15 protein-coding genes are annotated in these 17,304 nt (G+C 66.8%); 4 read left to right on the plus strand and 11 right to left on the minus strand.

What is annotated here, in order from left to right; genetic code table 11:
- Positions 1 to 77 precede the first annotated feature (77 nt).
- A complete protein-coding gene (locus SH584_RS05130) occupies positions 78 to 2,912 on the minus strand; it encodes a TonB-dependent receptor (RefSeq protein WP_324809074.1) in 2,835 nt (944 codons plus the stop codon).
- Positions 2,913 to 3,127: 215 nt separating this feature from the next.
- On the opposite strand from SH584_RS05130, the gene SH584_RS05135 reads away from it, so the two are divergent.
- The 3 genes from SH584_RS05135 (at position 3,128) to SH584_RS05145 (ending at position 6,646) form a co-directional block, all read left to right on the plus strand.
- Positions 3,128 to 4,147 carry a LacI family DNA-binding transcriptional regulator gene (locus SH584_RS05135; RefSeq protein ID WP_324809482.1) on the plus strand — a complete coding sequence of 340 codons (1,020 nt, stop codon included), beginning with the start codon at positions 3,128 to 3,130 and terminating at the stop codon, positions 4,145 to 4,147.
- 106 nt (positions 4,148 to 4,253) lie between these two features.
- The gene (locus SH584_RS05140; RefSeq protein WP_324809076.1) at positions 4,254 to 5,768 is read left to right on the plus strand and encodes an MFS transporter; all 1,515 of its coding nucleotides are present in this window, start codon (positions 4,254 to 4,256) and stop codon (positions 5,766 to 5,768) included.
- Positions 5,765 to 6,646 (plus strand): ROK family protein, encoded by an 882-nt coding sequence (locus SH584_RS05145; RefSeq protein ID WP_324809078.1) that lies wholly within the window; start codon positions 5,765 to 5,767, stop codon positions 6,644 to 6,646. Before SH584_RS05140 ends, SH584_RS05145 begins: the two co-directional genes overlap by 4 nt.
- Here the strand turns inward: SH584_RS05145 and SH584_RS05150 are convergent.
- Genes SH584_RS05150 through trpD form a run of 6 tightly spaced genes read right to left on the minus strand, consistent with a single transcriptional unit; the run spans position 6,643 to position 12,699 of the window.
- Positions 6,643 to 7,416, minus strand: a complete 774-nt coding sequence (locus SH584_RS05150; protein ID WP_324809080.1) for an energy transducer TonB — start codon at positions 7,414 to 7,416, stop codon at positions 6,643 to 6,645. The genes SH584_RS05145 and SH584_RS05150 overlap by 4 nt on opposite strands.
- A gap of 49 nt (positions 7,417 to 7,465) precedes the next feature.
- Positions 7,466 to 8,257: a type I phosphomannose isomerase catalytic subunit gene (locus tag SH584_RS05155; RefSeq protein ID WP_324809082.1), complete on the minus strand. Its 792-nt coding sequence runs from the start codon at positions 8,255 to 8,257 to the stop codon at positions 7,466 to 7,468.
- Positions 8,258 to 8,287: 30 nt separating this feature from the next.
- A complete protein-coding gene (trpA, locus tag SH584_RS05160) occupies positions 8,288 to 9,091 on the minus strand; it encodes a tryptophan synthase subunit alpha (RefSeq protein WP_324809084.1) in 804 nt (267 codons plus the stop codon).
- Positions 9,088 to 10,260, minus strand: coding sequence for a tryptophan synthase subunit beta (gene trpB / locus SH584_RS05165; protein ID WP_324809086.1), 1,173 nt, complete (start codon positions 10,258 to 10,260; stop codon positions 9,088 to 9,090). The genes trpA and trpB overlap by 4 nt, the downstream gene beginning before the upstream one ends.
- Positions 10,257 to 11,630, minus strand: a complete 1,374-nt coding sequence (gene trpCF / locus SH584_RS05170; protein ID WP_324809088.1) for a bifunctional indole-3-glycerol-phosphate synthase TrpC/phosphoribosylanthranilate isomerase TrpF — start codon at positions 11,628 to 11,630, stop codon at positions 10,257 to 10,259. The genes trpB and trpCF overlap by 4 nt, the downstream gene beginning before the upstream one ends.
- A complete protein-coding gene (trpD, locus tag SH584_RS05175) occupies positions 11,623 to 12,699 on the minus strand; it encodes an anthranilate phosphoribosyltransferase (protein ID WP_324809090.1) in 1,077 nt (358 codons plus the stop codon). Before trpD ends, trpCF begins: the two co-directional genes overlap by 8 nt.
- A gap of 310 nt (positions 12,700 to 13,009) precedes the next feature.
- Between trpD and SH584_RS05180 the strand changes: the two genes are divergently transcribed.
- Positions 13,010 to 14,275 carry a M23 family metallopeptidase gene (locus SH584_RS05180; RefSeq protein ID WP_324809092.1) on the plus strand — a complete coding sequence of 422 codons (1,266 nt, stop codon included), beginning with the start codon at positions 13,010 to 13,012 and terminating at the stop codon, positions 14,273 to 14,275.
- Here SH584_RS05180 and SH584_RS05185 read toward each other — a convergent pair.
- From SH584_RS05185 to gspL, 4 genes are read right to left on the minus strand one after another with little or no spacing between them, the layout of a single operon-like run.
- A complete protein-coding gene (locus tag SH584_RS05185) occupies positions 14,247 to 14,987 on the minus strand; it encodes a prepilin peptidase (RefSeq protein WP_324809095.1) in 741 nt (246 codons plus the stop codon). The two genes, SH584_RS05180 and SH584_RS05185, sit on opposite strands and share 29 nt — an antisense overlap.
- Entirely contained in the window at positions 14,984 to 15,715 is a 732-nt protein-coding gene (gene gspN, locus SH584_RS05190) for a type II secretion system protein N (protein ID WP_324809097.1), read from the minus strand. The genes SH584_RS05185 and gspN overlap by 4 nt, the downstream gene beginning before the upstream one ends.
- Positions 15,712 to 16,185, minus strand: coding sequence for a type II secretion system protein GspM (gene gspM, locus SH584_RS05195; RefSeq protein ID WP_324809099.1), 474 nt, complete (start codon positions 16,183 to 16,185; stop codon positions 15,712 to 15,714). Before gspM ends, gspN begins: the two co-directional genes overlap by 4 nt.
- Positions 16,182 to 17,303 carry a type II secretion system protein GspL gene (gene gspL, locus SH584_RS05200; protein ID WP_324809101.1) on the minus strand — a complete coding sequence of 374 codons (1,122 nt, stop codon included), beginning with the start codon at positions 17,301 to 17,303 and terminating at the stop codon, positions 16,182 to 16,184. Before gspL ends, gspM begins: the two co-directional genes overlap by 4 nt.
- Position 17,304 lies beyond the last annotated feature (1 nt).

Genomic DNA, 17,304 nt, shown 5'->3' on the forward strand with positions numbered 1-17,304 from the left:
GCCGCTTCAAGCCCCGTCGCCATGACAGGCGGCGAAGCGGCGGGAGGCATGCCGGTGCAGCCTCCCGCCCGGATCGATCAGAACTTGTACGAAAGCGACAGGTAATAGTCGCGACCGTAGCGCTGATAATCGATCACGCGATCGGTATCGTTGTTCTCGTAGGTCACGAACGGGCGATTGGTGATGTTCTTCGCCTGACCGATGATCGACAAACCCTCGAGCGCGCCGGTCTTGAACTCATAGCCAAGCTGCGCGTCTAGAATGCCCTCGGCCTTGGCCGTGCGGAACGTCGGGCTGGCGGACAGACCGGCGACTTCGCCGATGAACTTCGACCGGTAGCGATAGCTCACCCGCGCCTGGAAGCCGTACTTTTCATAATAGACTTCGGCATTGCCGACATACTTCGACAGGCCCGGGATCTGGATCGTTCCCGGCTGGCTGGCGTACTGCACCTTGCTCTTCACCCGCGCGATCGAGCCGAACACGCCGAAGCCGTCGAGCGCCGGGGTGATGTTTGCGAACGGCAGCGACAGGCTGAGTTCCTGACCGAAGATCTTGCCCTTGCCGTCGTTGGCCGGACCCGAGACGAGGCCGTCGGTGGTGTTCAGCTGCGCCTGAACCGCCGCCGGCAACGTCGCCGCCACCGCCGAGAAGTCGGCGAGGAAGCTGCGGTTGGGATCGACATAGTCGGTCAGCTTCTTGTGATAGCCCGACAGCGCGATGTAGCCGCCCTGGCGGAAGTAATGTTCGAGGCTGAGGTCGAGGTTGCGCGACTTGTAGGGACGAAGCTGCGCATTGCCGCCGTAAGCCGTGAAATAGGGCTGGTTGGCGGGATCGGATGTACCGATGTTGACCGGGTTCGTGCTGAACACGCGAGTCACGCGCTCCTGATCCATGCGCGGACGCATGATCGTCTTGGACGCGCCCATCTTCACGAAAGTTGACGGCATCACTTCGAACGACAGCGCGGCGCTGGGCAGGAAGTGGTTGTACTTGTCGCCGTCCTTGACCTCGGCATAGGTCACCAGCGTTCCCGTCTGGTTGGCGACGAAGCCTTCCGACGACTGGTTGGTGTGGACATATTGCGCCCCGACCGAACCACGCAGCGGCACCGAGCCGAGCAGCGTGTCGATGTTGACGAGCGCGTACAGCGTCGAAACCTTTTCGGTCACGTTATAGTCGCGCGCCAGGCTGTCCGGGCGATTGTCGAACGCGACGTCGTAGGCATTGTTGTAGAGGTACAGCGGATCGAGCGCGATCATGCCCGGAACGCCGAGGTAATCGAGCGGAACGGTACCGACGATCGCCGCGTCGGGGATCGGCGCCGACAGCGCGGTGCCGCTCGACACGGTGCACGACGGATTGGGATCCTTCGGGCAGAGGAAGGCGCTGGTGTAGAGAGCATCCTTCGAGCGACGCGAGTAGACCGCGCCGACTTCCCAGCGATTGAGGAACCCGCCGCCGAGTTCGCCGTCGAGGCTGGCGCGAAGTGCGCGAAGCTCGTCCTCGAATTTGGGCTGGTTGAGGAAGCCCGACTGAACGACCGCTTCGGTGCCGTTGTAGCCCCATCCGCGCGGATCGGTCAGACGCAGGTTCGCCGGGTTCGCATAGTCGAGCGTCGGCACGATATCGAAGGTGCCATTGCCGTTCTGCGAGATGTTGATCGTGTCCCGCGCGCCCGACAGATTGTACCCGGTGCCCGAGTAATTCTCGAGCAGGAAGTCCGAACGAGTGGCCATCGAATAGCTGGCGTCGACGGTCAGGTTGATCGTGTCGGTCAGGCCCTGGACGTGGTTGGCGCCGATCGAGAAGTTGTGCGCCTTGCGACGGTTATAGTCGTTACGAACAACGCCGACGATGCCGCCGACGTTGGCGTCGGTGACGAAGCCGTCGGTCGCTTCATAGCTGTTGACGACCGGCCCGCTGCTCCAGTCGGGAGCGATCGGGAATTCGATGCCGCGCAGAAACTGGGTCTGCTTGAACTTCGAATAAAGGATGTCGAGCGTGGTGTGCGAGGTGTCGCTCGGCTTCACTTCGATCGTCGCGACGACGCCGGTGCGGCGAAGCGCGGTCGAGTCGACGAACGGCTTTGCACCGCCGAGCAGCAGGTTGCCGCCGGCCGAACTGGAGTTAGGGAAGCCCCATGCATTGTAGCGCTCGATCTGGGTCGGCTGCAGCATCGACGACACGCCGATCGCGATGCCGACGGTGTCGTTGGCGAATTGGTCGACATAGGTCGCCGACCCGCGATAGCCGACGCGCTTGCCTTCGGGGTTGAGCTTGTCGTTCGAGTTGAGCTGGCCGCGCAGGTTGAGCGCGACGACCGGCTTCGACGTGTCGAGCGGGCGAAGCATGCGAAGATCGACAGTGCCCGAAATGCCTGCTGGGACGAGCGCTGCGTTGGCCGACTTGTTGACGACCACGCTCTTGAAGAACTCGGCCGGATACTGATCATACTCGACGCCGCGGTTGTCGCCGACGGTGACCTGCTCACGACCGTTAAGGAGCGTCATGCCGAAGTCGGGGCCGAGGCCGCGCACCGAGAGGCGCTGGTCGCGGCCGTCGAGACGCTGCGCGGTCACACCGGGGAGGCGCGCCAGCGAGTCTGCGATCGACACGTCGGGAAGCTTGCCGATGTCCTCGGCCGAGATCACTTCGACGATCGTCGCCTGGTTGCGCTTGATGCGGGCGCTGTTCTGGAGCGAGGCGCGGATGCCGGTGACGACGACGTCCTGGCTGGCGGTTTCGACTGCGGGCGGGACTTCGGTTGTCGCGGCGCCAGCTTCGGCGGTGTTCGCCGGGGTCTGCGCCGCGTCCTGTGCGAAGGCGGGCGATGCCACGGTCAGCGCAAGGCCGAGCGCGATGCTGCTGGTGGTGCTCGCGTAAAGCGAACGCGCGAAACGGTTCGTCATTGTCCCTGATTCCTCCCCTGTGATGCCGGTTTTGAAACGCCGGTCATCAGGCCGATCGGCGGACCCCCCGCCATTACGAATTGATGACTGGTGATACGCCGGACACATTCGCGTTGTCAGCGGGGCGGCGGGCCGATACATACGTATTCACCTGTAATGCGACGATGTTCGCCACGGTGGCGTGGCTCAAACGCAACGGACGTGAAGCCGCCCGAATGAACCAGCGCCGCCCCACTTCATTCGACATCGCCGCGCTTGCCGGGGTGTCGCAACCGACCGTCAGCCGCGCCTTGTCGGGCAACCCCAGCGTCAGCGACGAAACCCGCGCCAAGGTGCTCGCGGCGGCCAAGGAGCTCAACTACACCGTCGACAAGAACGCGTCGGGACTTCGGCGCCAGCAATCGCGGACGATCGCACTGCTGTTCTTCGAAGATCCCACGCCCGACGACACGCTGATCAACCCTTTCTATCTGTCGATGGTCGGCTCGCTGACCCGCGCCTGCGCCAAGGCGGGCTACGACCTGCTGATCAGTTTCCAGCAGCTGTCGAGCGACTGGCACGTCGATTACGAGGACAGCCGCAAGGCCGATGGGATCATCCTGCTCGGCTATGGCGACTACCTCGAAGCGATGCCGCGGCTCGAGCAGCTGGTCGGTCAGCGCACGCACTTCGTTCGATGGGGCGCCGCGCGCGCCGGTCAGATCGGGACGACCGTCGGGTCGGACAATGAGCAGGGCGGATATCTTGCCGGTCGCCATTTGGTCGACCAGGGGCGTAAACGCATTGCCTTCCTCGGCAATGCGACGCCGGCCGAGCCGGAGTATCTCGAACGCTGGACCGGCTTCGCGCGCGCGCTGGCCGAACGTGGCATCGACAGCGGCGACGCCCTCAAACGCTCCGCCGAGGCAAGCGAGGAAAGCGGCCGGAGGGCGGTCGAACAGATGCTCGCCGACGGTCTTCATTTCGACGCCATCTTCGCGATCAACGACCTGGCCGCGATCGGTGCGATGCGCGCGCTTCATGAAGCGGGCAAGCGCATCCCGGAGGACGTCGCCATCGTCGGCTTCGACGATCTTGCCGCCGCTCGCCTTTCCGAACCCGCGCTGACGACGGTCGCGCAGGACACGCGCCGTGCGGGCGAAGCGCTGATCGAAACGCTGGTCGCCAAGATCGAGGAGCGAGCGCCCGACAGTGTCACGCTTCCAGTCACACTGGTCGTCCGCCAGTCGAGCTAGGGCTGCATACGAATGCAACGGGTGGCCAACTTGTGCATCGCCCGGTGACCTGCCAGCGTCCGCAACAATCACCCGGGCGGTAAGACCTGGGATGCGGGAGGGTGTCATGTCAGTATCAGAAAAGCCGCGGCAATCGCTGGCCGGATTGTGGAACATTTCGTTCGGCTTCTTCGGAATCCAGATCGGGTTCGCGCTCCAGAATTCGAACATGAGCCGCATCTTCCAGACGCTCGGCTCCAGCCTCGACGACCTTCCCGCGCTATGGGTTGCCGCCCCGCTCACCGGCCTGCTGGTGCAGCCGATCATCGGCTTCATGAGCGACCGCACCTGGCTTGGCCGCCTCGGCCGTCGCCGCCCCTATTTCCTTCTCGGTGCGATCCTCGCCGCGCTGTCGCTGCTGCTGATGCCGATGGCCGAAGTGCTGTTGTTCGCCGCGATTCTGCTGTGGACGCTCGACGCCAGCCTCAACATTTCGATGGAGCCATTCCGCGCCTTCGTCGGCGACATGCTGCGCAAGGACCAGCATACGATGGGCTATGCGGTGCAGACCGCCTTCATCGGCGCGGGCGCGGTGGTCGGGTCGATCTTCCCCTATCTCCTCGACCATCTCGGCGTCGCCAACGAGGCCGCAGCAGGGGTCATTCCCGACACCGTTCGCTACAGCTTCTGGTTCGGTGGGGTCGCGCTGTTCCTTGCGGTCGCATGGACCGTCGTGACCACCCGCGAATACAGCCCCGATGAGATGCGGGGGTACGGAGAAGAGGTCGAGGAAGGCGTCTCGCCAAGCCTCCGCGCCCTCGCCGCACGCGGCTTCGGATCGAGCGCGGCGTGGATCGTCGCCGGCGCCGCCGTCGCGCTCGCGGTCGCACCGCTTGGACTTGAAAAGGAAGTCTATTTGCTCGGCGGGCTGCTGATCGCCTACGGGCTTGCCTCCGCGATCGGGATCGCGATGGCGCGCGACGGACGCGACGCCAACATGCTGTCGAGCATCGTCGGCGATTTCTCGGGAATGCCGCCGATCATGAAGACGCTGGCGCTCGTCCAGTTTTTCAGCTGGTCGGCGCTGTTCATCATGTGGATCAACACCACGCCGGTGGTCGCGCAATATTTCTACGGATCGGCCGACGCCGACAGCGCCGCTTATCAGGAAGCGGGCAATTGGGTCGGGGTCCTGTTCGCGGTCTACAACGGTGTCGCAGCAATTGCCGCGCTGACGCTGCTGCCGTTCCTCGCCAAGCGCATCGGCAAGGCCAAGACCCATGTCATCGGCCTGCTGTGCGGCGCGCTCGGCTATGCCAGTTTCTTCCTATTCACCGACCCGCAGCATCTGCTGATTGCCGAGATCGGGGTCGGCATTGCTTGGGCGTCGATCCTGGCGATGCCCTACGCGATCCTGGCGTCGAACCTGCCGCAGGCGAAACTTGGCATCTACATGGGCCTGTTCAACATCTTCGTCGTCGTGCCGCAGCTTCTGGTGGCGACGGTGATGGGGTCGATCATGAAGGCCTTCTTCCCCAACCAGCCGCTCTACACGATGGCCTTCGCGGCCGCGACTCTGGTGCTCGCGGCGATCGCGATGCTGCGTGTGCGCGAGGAAGCGGAGCCGGTCGCGGCGGCATGATCGGCGCGATCGAAGCCGGCGGGACCAAATTCGTCGTCGCCCTTGCCGCGCCTGACGGCTCGGTGATCGAGCGCGCGCGGATCGCCACGACCACCCCCGACGGGACGTTCGCCGCGGTCCGCAGCTTCTTCGACCGCGCAAGCGCCGAACATGGCGCGTTGACGTCGATCGGAATCGCGAGCTTCGGCCCGATCGAGCTGTCTCCCGCGTCGGCGGACTATGGAACGATCACCAGTACGCCGAAGCCCGGCTGGACCGGGGCGAGCTTCGTCACCGCGCTGCGCGATTATGGCGTCCCGCTGACCATCGCCACCGACGTCGAGGGCGCCGCGCTCGCGGAGGCGACGCTTGGCGCCGGGCGAGGCCTGGAAACGGTCGCCTACACTACCGTCGGCACGGGCATCGGCTCTGCGATCGTCCGAAACGGCCAACCCGTGCGCGGATTCACGCACATGGAAAGCGGCCACACCCAGCCGCCGCACGATCGGTCGCGCGACCCCTATTCGGGGCTGTGCCCTTACCATGGCGACTGCTTGGAAGGTCTGGCCAGCGGACCCGCCATCGCCGCGCGCTGGGGTAATCCCCTTAGTGAAGTCGGCGACCCCGCGGCGATCGACCTGATCGCATCCTACTTGTCCCACCTCGCCGCCACGTTGATCCTGCTTCACGCACCCGACCGACTGATTTTCGGCGGCGGGGTGATGGACACGCCCGGACTGATCGAGGCGATGCGCGTCCACACGCAGGAACGCGTCGCCGGCTACGTCGCCCACCCGCGTCTCGACGACGGACTGAAGGATTATATCGCCGCACCTGGCCTTGGCAGCGACAGCGGGCTGACCGGCGCGATCCTGCTTGGGCGCGGCGCCCTGTCCTAACGGCCGACGTCGGCCTGGATGTAGCCGTACCAGCTGACGTAGGGGCGACCATTCTCGTCGACCGCGGGGCGGAAGCGGACTTTCTGTTCGACCAGGCGGCACGTTTCACGATCGATGACCGGATCGCCGATCGACCGATTGACCTTGCAGTCGGTCCCTCGCCCATCGAGCTGCACGCGGACGGCGACGAAAACCCGTCCGCCGCGTGGCCAGTTGCGGCTGATCGACGGGGGAAAGTCGCGGCTGCTCAAGGTAGTCGACTGGATGACGGTCGGACGAGATCCGCCGCCGCCTCCCCCGCCCCCGCCGCCGGACCCGGGGCCGCCCGACCCCGAGCCGGTGCCGGTTCCAATTCCGCCCGCGCCGGTGCCCGGTCCCGGGACAGGTGCCGCGCCCTGCGTCGACTGGGCACCGTCGCTAGGCGTTTCGGTTACCGCGATCGGCGGAGGGATCGGAAGGACGATTGCCGGCTTTGGCGCCACGACGGGGGTTGCACGGCTGACGATATTGGGCGGCGCGGCGGCTCCTTCGTCCGGTTCGGGCTTCGCCGGTTCGGGACGGGGCGCCTGCTCGATCGTCGGCGGCGGAGGTGGGGGTGGCGGCGGTGGCGCGGGATCGATCACGTCGAACACGTCGATCACCTCCGCCGGCAATTGATCGCGAACCGTCCCCGACAGGTTCACCAGCGCGAAGCCGAGCGCGACGTGCACACCAACAACGGCGGTAAGAGTGCCGACCCGGTCGCGGGCAGTGGGCTGGGGACGATACATCAGGCGATGAACGCCGCGCGGGGGGCGCGGGTTTCGTTACGGCGTCGCGTCAGCGGTTTCGGGCGATCAGCGCCACCGCGTCGGGCCCGGCCTCGATCCGCTGCTCATCCTGCAGATAGAGGCACGACCCCACGGCGACTTCGGCCCCGTCGGCATGAACCGTTCCTCCCATCGGCACGAGCCAACTTCCACGAGTCGCCAATTTGCCGATCGCCTCACCGCGCGCGTTCCACAGGTCGAACAATGGCCCGTCAACCAATTGCTGCTCGTCCGCGTCGGGATTGATCCGGCCCGAACGGGCGTCCCCGTAAGGCGCTGGCTTCGAAACGGTCACGCCGTCGTCGAGATGAAGCTCACGCGGGCGGCCATAGTCGTAGAGCCGGTAGGTGATGTCGGCGTTCTGCTGCACCTCGACCAGCGAAATGCCCGCGCCGATCGCGTGCACGGTGCCCGCGGGGATGTAGAAATAGTCACCCGGCCGAACCGGCTTCCAGTCCATCAAATCTTCAATCGACCCATCGAGCGACGCCTGGCGAAGCTCGTCTCCGCTCATCGAGCGAATCGTGCCGATGCCGAGCCGAGCGTCGGGTTCCGCCGCGGCGATCACCCAGCATTCTTCCTTGCCCGACGCCAATCCACGCTCGCGCGCCTGATCGTCGTTGGGGTGGACCTGGATCGACAGCCGTTCCGAGGTGAACAGCCATTTGACGAGAAGCGGCAGTGGCTCGCCCGGCTGGTCGAACCAGATTTCCCCGATCCGCCGTCCTTCGGCATCGGCGAAGCCGGAGGGAAGGCGAGTCACGCCCCAAGGTTTCTCGACGGACTTGGTTTCAAGGATCATGCGGCACCCGACATTGAAGGAATACCCCTCCTAACGCCGGGCGGCCCCAGTGGTGCCGCGCTTCAGCGTCGCAACGAATTGGGCGATCTCTTCGGGAGGACGCCCCTCCCCGACCAGTTTGACGATGGCCGATCCCGAAATCGCCCCCGCCGCGCCCGCTTCGATCGCCTGACGGACGTGCTCCGGGCTGGCAATCCCGAAGCCCAGGACCGGAGGCGGCGCGCCAGCGCTGGCGAGCCCCGAAAACAGCGCATCGTGGTCGAGCGCAAGTTGCTGGTCGGCGCCGGTGACGCCCGCGCGGGCGACACAATAGGTGTAACCCGACGACAGCGACGCAATCCGTTCCAGGACTTCCCTCGGCGTGTTGGGCGCGGCGATCATGACGAGGTCGAGGCCAGCTGCCCGCGCTGCCTTGGCATAGGGTGCCGCCTCGATGCTCGGCACGTCGGCGACCAGCAGGCTGTCGACGCCAGCCTCGACCAGTTCCTCGCAGAACCGATCGATGCCGCGCGCCGACACAATGTTGGCGTAGGTCAGCACTCCGACCGGAACGTCGGCATGCCGTGCCCGGAAATCGCCAAGCATGCGCAGGCAGTCGGCGGTGCGAACCCCCGCCGCCAGCGCGCGCTGCGCGGCAGCCTGGATGACCGGCCCGTCGGCCACGGGATCGCTGAACGGGATTCCGAACTCGACCATGTCGGCGCCGCCTTCGACGAGCGCGTCGAGATAAGCCCCACCTTCGTTCGGCCCGGGATCGCCGAGCATCAGGAAGGCACCGAGCGCACCATCGCCGGCCTTCGCGCAGCGGTCGAACATCGCGGCGTAGCGGCTCACAGCTTGCCTCCCACGAGGCGCTGAGCCTGGGCCACGTCCTTGTCGCCACGGCCAGACAGGTTGACCAGAAGGATCGGATCGTCGTCGCGCTCTTCGGCAAGCTTGAGCGCATGCGCCAGTGCGTGGCAGCTTTCGAAGGCGCCAACGATCCCCTCGCCCCGCGCCAGCGCGACGAAGGCGCCGAGCGCTTCGTCGTCGGTCGCGCCGACATAGTCCGCGCGGCCGATGTCCTTTAAATGCGCATGCTCGGGTCCGACCGCGGGATAGTCGAGCCCCGCCGATACCGACCAGGTGTCGTCCACCTGTCCGTCCTCGTCCTGAAGCAACAGCGTCTCGGCGCCGTGCAGGATACCCGGCCGACCGCGGAGAATGGTCGCGCCATGCTCTCGCCCGGACAAGCCCTTGCCCGCAGCCTCGACCCCGATGATCTGCACCTCGGCATCGTCGACGAAGTCGGCAAAAAGCCCGATCGCGTTCGACCCGCCGCCCACGCAGGCGATGACGGCATCGGGCAAGCGTCCCTCGATCTCCAAGATCTGCTCGCGGGCTTCCTTGCCGATGACGCGCTGATATTCGCGCACCATCAGCGGGAATGGATGCGGGCCGGCGACCGTGCCGAGCAGGTAATGCGTGTCGGCGAAGCTCGCGGTCCACTCGCGCAGCGCCTCGTTAACCGCATCCTTGAGCGTGCGCCCGCCGCCCGTCACCGGGATGACGGCCGCGCCCATCAATTCCATCCGGAAGACGTTGAGCTGCTGCCGCTCGACATCGTCGGCGCCCATGAAGATCCGCGTTTCCAGCCCGAACAACGCTCCGGCAAGTGCAGTGGCGACACCGTGCTGGCCTGCGCCCGTTTCCGCGATCAGCTTGGTCTTGCCCATGCGCTTGGCGAGCAAGCCCTGCGCGAGCACCTGATTGGTCTTGTGCGCGCCGCCGTGGAGAAGGTCCTCGCGCTTCAGATAGATCCGCGCGCCCTTCCCGATATTGCGGCAGCGCGTGAGCGGCGTCGGCCGACCCGCATAGGTCGACAGCAGGCCCGAAAGCTCCGCCTGAAAGTCGGGATCGTCCTGCGCGTCGAGAAACGCCGCCTCAAGCTGCTCGAGCGCGGGAACGAGGATTTCGGGGACGTAGGCACCGCCATAGCGTCCGAACCGGCCATCCATTCTCATGCGTCACCCCTGCTCTTCGGTCGTAGCGCCGCAAACAGTGCGCGCACTTTTCCTTCGTTCTTGACGCCCGGCGACGCCTCGACCCCTGAACCCACGTCGAGCCCGAAAGCCCCAAGTCGGTCGGCATCGGCAATATTTTCCGGGCCGAGCCCCCCCGCGATGAAAGCGGTGCTCAGCTCGTCACGACCTTCGACCAGCGACCAGTTAAACACTTCGCCAAGACCGCCGCTGGCGCCGCCGCGCTGGCGATCGAACAGGGTCCGATCGACGCCACTGCGGGCTGCGGGAACGTCGGCGTCGACGCCGGACACGCCCCAGATTTCGACGTGATCGGGAAGCCGGCGCCGCAAGTCGGCGATCGCCTCTTCGCTCTCGCTGCCGTGAAGCTGCACGGCGACGAGCTTGAGCTTCGTGGCCACGTCCGCGACCTCGCCGGGATCGGCATCGCGAAAGACGCCGACCGGCTTCAGCCCTGCGTCGGTCGCGGCGGCGGCCAGAGGCGCGGCCTCGGAAGGCGTGACCGCTCGCGGCGTTCCGGGCACAAAGATCATGCCGACATGGGTCGCTCCCGCGGCAGCGGCGCTCCGGACATCGTCGGCGCGGGTCATGCCGCACAGCTTGACCGTTCCGTGCACCAGCGCTCTCGCCGCCTGGGCGATGTCTGGCGAGGCCATCAGCGAGGAACCGACCAGGAAGGCGTCGGCGAAAGGCGCGAGCCGCTTGACGTCGGCGCGGCTTCCAACACCGGATTCGCTGATCACCAGCACGTCGGCGGGGACCAGCGGCGCAAGGCGCTCGGTCACCGCGAGGTCCGTCCTGAGCGTCTTGAGATCGCGATTGTTGATGCCGACGATCGTCGCGCCAAGAGCCAGGGCGCGCGAAAGCTCTTCCTCGTCATGGACCTCGACAATGACATCCATCGACCGCGCCGCGGCGCGGTCCATCACCGCCTTGGCGATCTCGTCCTCCAGCACCGACATCATGACCAGCACGACGTCGGCGCCGGCGGCCCGCGCCTCATCGACCTGCGCCGGGTCGACGATGAAGTCCTTCGCGAGGATCGGGCCGTCGAACCGCTCGCGAGCGAACCTGAGATCGTCGAGCGATCCGCCAAAGTCCGGGCCGTCGATCAGGACGCTGAGCGCGTCCGCTACCGGCGCATAGGCCGCCACCGCCTGCTCGACGGTCAGCGCGCTGCGATGCCCCGATGGCGACGCTCGCTTTACTTCCATGATGAACCGCACGCCCGGCCGCGACAGCGCGGCGCGGAGCGACCGCGTCGTCGGCTCGGCGGCGATGGTCCGCCCGCCGAGCCGCTCGACCACCTCTTCCTTCTTTCGCGCGACGATCCGCGCGAGCACATCAGCCACGGCTTGCCTCCACATAGGCATCGAGAACGGCGCCCGCGCGACCCGACAGAAGGGCGTCGCGGGCGATGTCCGCCCCGTCCTTCAGTTCGTAGGCGATCCCGGCAGTCATCAGCAGCGCGGCGGCGTTGAGGATGACGATGTCGTTCTCCGCCTTCGCGCCCTGACCGTTGAGCAGCGTCCGGAACCGCGCCGCATTCTCCTCGACATCGCCGCCGGTCACGACCTTCAACGCCGCGCGCTCGATGCCGGCGTCCTCGGGCGTGATCTCCATTTCCTGCATCCGTCCGGCCGAAAGGCGGATCGCGCGCGTCTCGGCATGAAGCGCGACCTCGTCGAGTCCCGACCCATGCACGACCAGCGCTTCCTCGACCCCCATCGCGTCGAGCGTCGTCGCGATCCGGCGAAGCATCTTGGGGTCAGCGACGCCGAGCAATTGCACCGGCGGGCGGGCCGGATTGATGCATGGTCCGAGCAGATTCATCACCGTCCGCACTGATAGTTGCCGGCGAACCGGCGCGGCGTGCTTCATGCCGGGATGGTAGGCAGGTGCGAACAGGAAGCAGAAGGCGGTGTCATCGAGCAGTCGACGCGCGTCCGCCGCCGGCATGTCGAGGCGAGCGCCGAGCGCTTCCAGCACGTCCGCCGAACCGCAGCGGCTGCTGACCGAGCGATTGCCGTGCTTGGCGACGGGCAGCCCGCTTGCCGCCGCGACGAATGCCGCCGCAGTCGACACGTTGATCGATCCCGACCCGTCGCCGCCGGTCCCGCAACAGTCGGCAAACAGATAGTCGGGCCGATCGAACGGCTCCGCCGCACTCGACAGCGCACGCGCCGCGCCGATCATTTCCTCGGCGGTTTCGCCCTTCATCCGCAGCGCGATCAGCATCCCGGCAATTTCGGCAGGCTCGAGCCGGCCAAGGACAAGCCGCTCGAACAGGTGCGCCGCGTCCTCGATCGGCAAATCCTCTCCGCTGAGCAGCTTGGGCAGCGGATTGGGGACCGGCCCATGGTCCTCGGGCGGATGCGACGGACCGAGGAGGGCGTCGACGGAAATCGGAAGCGTGGACATGATAATTCCTTGGGCATTGGGGGCAGCGGACACGAAAAAGCCCGCCGGATGGGCGGGCTCGTCGGGTCGGTCGGTTATCGGGTGAGGATTACCAGCCGCGCCATCGCGCCGCGCCAAGGAGGGGCGCGCGCCACCAACGGCCAGCGGTGCTGGTCAGCGTCGGAAGGGAGGGCGTCGTCATGGCCGGGCTTGTCGCTTGCCGCATGGTTGCTGTCAACCGGCGTTCGAATGGTTGGTTCCGGCCCATTGAACCGGTAAGAAGAGAAGGTGCGTAGGGAGGGTTGTTCACAATGAGTCGGCGGGACCGGCCATGACCGTGGCGCGGTCGATCGCGTGGCGTCTCGCCACCGACCCCATCGTCATGATCGCGATCGGCCTGACTGGCGCTGCTGCCGTCGCCAGCAGCGGAGCGGCCGAAATCCCCACGCCAGCGATCGTGGCCGCGAAGCCGACCGTTGCTCCCATGCCCGCCAAGCCTATCGCCAAGGTCTCGCGGGATCAGGCGCCCGCAGGAACGGCAATCGAAATGTCGTTCGCGGTCGAAGCCGGGCGTTCGCTCGCCGAGCAGATCGCGGCCAGCGGCGCTGCGAACAATGACTCCGATCGTGCCGCGTCACTGGTCGGCCCGTCGCTTCCCGACGGTTCGAACCTGACGCTCTGGCTGGGTGAGAAGGGAACTGACGGGACCCGGCCAATCCTCAAGCTCCTCGCCAAGCCATCGTTCGACCGCGCGGTCGTCATCGTCCCGGTGAACGGCGCGCTGCAGGCCACACATCACTCCACGACCGTCGATGCCACGCCGAAACGCTTCAGCGGGTTGGTCGGTGATGGCCTCTACTGGTCGCTCCGGAAGGCAGGCGTGTCGGCCGGATCGGCGCAGGAATATCTTGGCGCGATCGCGGGCAGGGTCGACCTTACCACCGTGCGTCGGAATGATCGCTTCGACCTGATCGCCGACCAGCGCCGAAGCGCGACCGGCGAAACCCGCGCTGGGCCGTTGCTCTATGTCGCGCTCCTAAGGCCGGGCAACCAACCGATCGAACTGGTGCGATGGACGGTGCAGGGCCGCGACAGCTGGCTCGATCCCGACCAGAGCGACGCGGCCGAAGAGCAGCTCTCGCTTCCGTCGGGCACGATCAGTTCACGCTTCGGCTACCGCTTCCACCCTGTCCTCCACCGCAGCCGTCTACATCGCGGGGTCGACGTCCGCGCCTCCTACGGCACCGCCGTCTATGCGGCCGGCGACGGTCGCGTGGCGGCCGCCGGATGGGCGGGCGGCTATGGCAATCAGGTGCGGCTTGCGCACGACGACGCCATGACCACCAGCTACTCGCACCTCAGCCGGATCGTCGCCGAACCAGGAGCCTCGGTTCGCAAGGGACAATTGATCGGCTTCGTCGGCTCGACCGGCCTGTCGACCGGCCCCCACCTCCATTTCGAGGTCATGGAGCGCGGTCGCGCGGTCGATCCCCTCGGCGGCGCCTTGTCGGCACGGCGCACCATCGATCCGTCCGATCGCGCCGCCCTGCCGGTGCGACTGAAGCAACTTATGGAAATCCACCCCGCCAAAGGCTGACCGCCGAAATCCCGATGGCGGCGATGGCGAGGAAGGTGCCCAGCGGAAGTTGGTCGTGCGCCCGATGGCGACGGACGATGGCGATGCCGAGGCCCAGCAGCGCCGCGGCCAGAAGGACAAAGGGCAGGTTCATCCATCCTACCCACGCGCCGATCGCCCCGAATAATTTGGGATCGCCGCCACCCATTCCCTGCCGGTTGCGGACGCGCCGATACGCCAACGCGATGGCGGCGAGGCTGAGGAACCCGACCACGGCGCCAATCCCCCGGTCGATCAGCGGAATGTTCAAGGCGACACCGCCCAGCGCAATCCCGCTGACCGCGAGCAATGCCGTCAGACGATCAGGCAACCAGTGATGGCGCCAGTCGAGCACAGCAAGCGCAAGCAATTGCCACCACAACAGCGCGACCGCCGCCCCTGCAAGGTTTGGCGCAAGCGCAAGCGCTCCACCGCCGAGCACTGCGGCGGCAATTTCCACCCGCAAGTGAACCGGGTCGATCGGAGCGGAACAGGTGCGACAGCGCCCCCGTTGAATCGCGAACGACAGGACCGGGATCAGGTCCAGCGCACCAAGCACTCGGCCGCAACCGTCGCACCGCGACCGCCCGCCGACAACCGACAATTCCTTGGGCCAGCGCAGGCACAGGGTCGCGAGAAAGCTGCCGACGATCGCTCCTGCCACCGCACCGAGCAGCGGCGCGAGCAGTGTCACAGCTGTCCGTCGACCGACAGGGTCAGGCCGTTGGCAGTGGGGCGAAATCCGAACAGCTGAAGCGCGACCTGCGCATCGGGCGCGGCGCCGCGAACGCTCATCCATCCGCGATATCCGCCATCGGCAGTCATGTAGAATTCGACACGTTCGGCGCCCGATCCGCCAACCATGGTCACGCGCGCGCGGCGCCCGTCGCAGGTCAGCGTTCCGCGAAGACCCGACGCCAGGTTGATCCCCGCGACCGGGATGGTGATGACCGGCACCACGCTTCCGCTAGCCTCAACGCAAGTATCGTCCCGGAACAGCAGGGTGACGTCGGTCAGGTCGAGCGCGGTCAGCGGGATCGGGGCGAACATCTCGCCGACCGCGACGCGTCCGGTCGCCCCGACGATGCCGCGCCGCGATCCGGCCAGAAGGCGTCCGTCGAGCGGCCCTTCGAGCCCGTCGAGGCGGCGGAACTTCATGCTGGCGGACCCGGTCAGCAAGGGCAGTGGATCGAGCGCGACGTCGAACGATCCCAGCGGCCGATCGCCGAGGTGCAAATCGCCCAGCCTTCCGCCCCATATCGTCCCGGCAACCTGCCGGGCGGTGAAGCCCATCTTTTCAACATCGGTCAGCCCGAGCGCGAGCCGGAGCGGCATGAGCGCCAGCAGCGCGAGCAAACCCACGCCAGCCAGCCACAGATACCAGCGCCAGCCGATGCGCTTGACGATCACGAGCCGGGTCACCGCCCCCTCCCCACGCGCGCGCTGAGCGAAACGTTGCCGTCGCCGGTCGGGGCAATTCGGACGTCGTCGAGCGTCAGCCCGTCGCGCTCGAGGCCGGCGAGCCAGCCGGTGACCGCAGTCGCCTTCGCGCTTGCGACGCTGATCTGGACTTGCCCGGCGCCCGCCGCGCTGTTGCTCGCGAGGGTCAGTCCGGCGCGGGCCGCCCGTTCGGCGACCACCAGCGTGATGTCACCACCCGGAACGGCGGCGCCCGCTCGCGGTGCGTTTCCGGCCTCTGCCAGCGCTCGAACCCGACCGTTGCGATCCACCGCGGCCAAGTGCCGCTCGAGCGCGCTGTCGTAAGCGCGGTTGAGGGGGACGATGACCAGCAGCCACAGGAACAAGGGCAGCGCGATGATCAGCATCGCCGCCAGCAGGCGCTGCTCGCGCAGCGAGCGCGCGGCATACCATTCGGTCACTCGGACGATCATGCCTGGCTCCGGATCGTGATGTCGACGGTCGAGCGGCCATCCGCCGCTTGGCGCGGGACGGCGGTGACGACATAGCCGTCGCGTTGCAGCGCAATCAGGACGCGATTGATTTCGTCCACCGTCGGCGCAGCCAGCGTCACCGAAATCGTCCCGTCGCCGCGATAGGCGAAGGCGGTCGAGCTGATTCCCTGTTCGGCCTGCAATTGCTGGAACAGCGCGGCCATCCCCGGCGACAGGCCACCGCTCGCGCCCGGCCCCAGCGACTGCGCCATGTCGGCAGCGGCGCTCTCGATCGTCGGCTCGCGTCCGACGATCCGCGAAGCGATCGCCAATGTCTCGCGGTCGAGCCGGTCGGTCTTACGCTCCAGCCGGACGATGCTGACGATCGCCCACAGCAACAGGACGATCGGAATGATTGCGGCGAGCAGCGCCAATTCGCGAAGCCGTGCGCGGTCGACAACCAGCCGCCGCCGCTTGGCGAAACGCCCGGTGCGAAGGTCGATCAGCGGCGCTTCCGCCGCCGCGGCCAGCAGCAGGTCGACGTCATCAGCCGCGATCCGCTCGACTTCGTCTCCACCGACCAAGGCCTCGGCCAGTGCGGGATCGAACGGCATCACCAACCCTTCGCGACCGATCAGCGTCTCGCCGCCGATCACGGCCTCCACCCAACGATCGGTTCGCGGAATGACCGTCGCGGCAGGAACGATCATGTCGGGATCGACGCCGAGCGCCTGTGCCCAGTCGATCCATTCGACCATCACGCCATTGTCGACGAGTGCGGTGACGACGCTTCGTTCGTTCGCCGGATCGATCGTGCTGACCGCATGAAGCGTGGACGCGTCGCCGAGGCTCGCTTCGATCGCGCCGACCCGCGCGATCGCCGCCGCCTGCTTCGGAGAAGCCGCTTTGCCTGCGTCACCGAACGCGAGCCTGACTGCGCTTGCCGGGGCCAACGCCACTCGGCGGATCGGTCGGCCGTCGGCGTCGACCATGGCGGCGGTCCAGCCAGCGTCGCTGCCGCGCTCGATCACGCGACCGTCGGCGATCCGCCACCAATGGGTTTCGGGATGCTCGGCGAGCGGCGCTTCGGGCAGCGCGAACAACAGGGCGTCGACCATC

The organism is Sphingomonas sp. LY29 (assembly GCF_035593985.1).
Classification (GTDB): Bacteria; Pseudomonadota; Alphaproteobacteria; order Sphingomonadales; family Sphingomonadaceae; genus Sphingomicrobium.

Bases quoted from the DNA above. Each gene is read 5' to 3' on its own strand.
- SH584_RS05130 (WP_324809074.1), bottom strand. From the start codon at position 2,912: ATGACGAACCGTTTCGCGCGTTCGCTTTACGCGAGCACCACCAGCAGC.
- SH584_RS05135 (WP_324809482.1), top strand. From the start codon at position 3,128: ATGAACCAGCGCCGCCCCACTTCATTCGACATCGCCGCGCTTGCCGGG.
- SH584_RS05140 (WP_324809076.1), top strand. From the start codon at position 4,254: ATGTCAGTATCAGAAAAGCCGCGGCAATCGCTGGCCGGATTGTGGAAC.
- SH584_RS05145 (WP_324809078.1), top strand. From the start codon at position 5,765: ATGATCGGCGCGATCGAAGCCGGCGGGACCAAATTCGTCGTCGCCCTT.
- SH584_RS05150 (WP_324809080.1), bottom strand. From the start codon at position 7,416: ATGTATCGTCCCCAGCCCACTGCCCGCGACCGGGTCGGCACTCTTACC.
- SH584_RS05155 (WP_324809082.1), bottom strand. From the start codon at position 8,257: ATGATCCTTGAAACCAAGTCCGTCGAGAAACCTTGGGGCGTGACTCGC.
- trpB (WP_324809086.1), bottom strand. From the start codon at position 10,260: ATGAGAATGGATGGCCGGTTCGGACGCTATGGCGGTGCCTACGTCCCC.
- trpD (WP_324809090.1), bottom strand. From the start codon at position 12,699: ATGTCCACGCTTCCGATTTCCGTCGACGCCCTCCTCGGTCCGTCGCAT.
- SH584_RS05180 (WP_324809092.1), top strand. From the start codon at position 13,010: ATGACCGTGGCGCGGTCGATCGCGTGGCGTCTCGCCACCGACCCCATC.
- gspM (WP_324809099.1), bottom strand. From the start codon at position 16,185: ATGATCGTCCGAGTGACCGAATGGTATGCCGCGCGCTCGCTGCGCGAG.
- gspL (WP_324809101.1), bottom strand. From the start codon at position 17,303: ATGGTCGACGCCCTGTTGTTCGCGCTGCCCGAAGCGCCGCTCGCCGAG.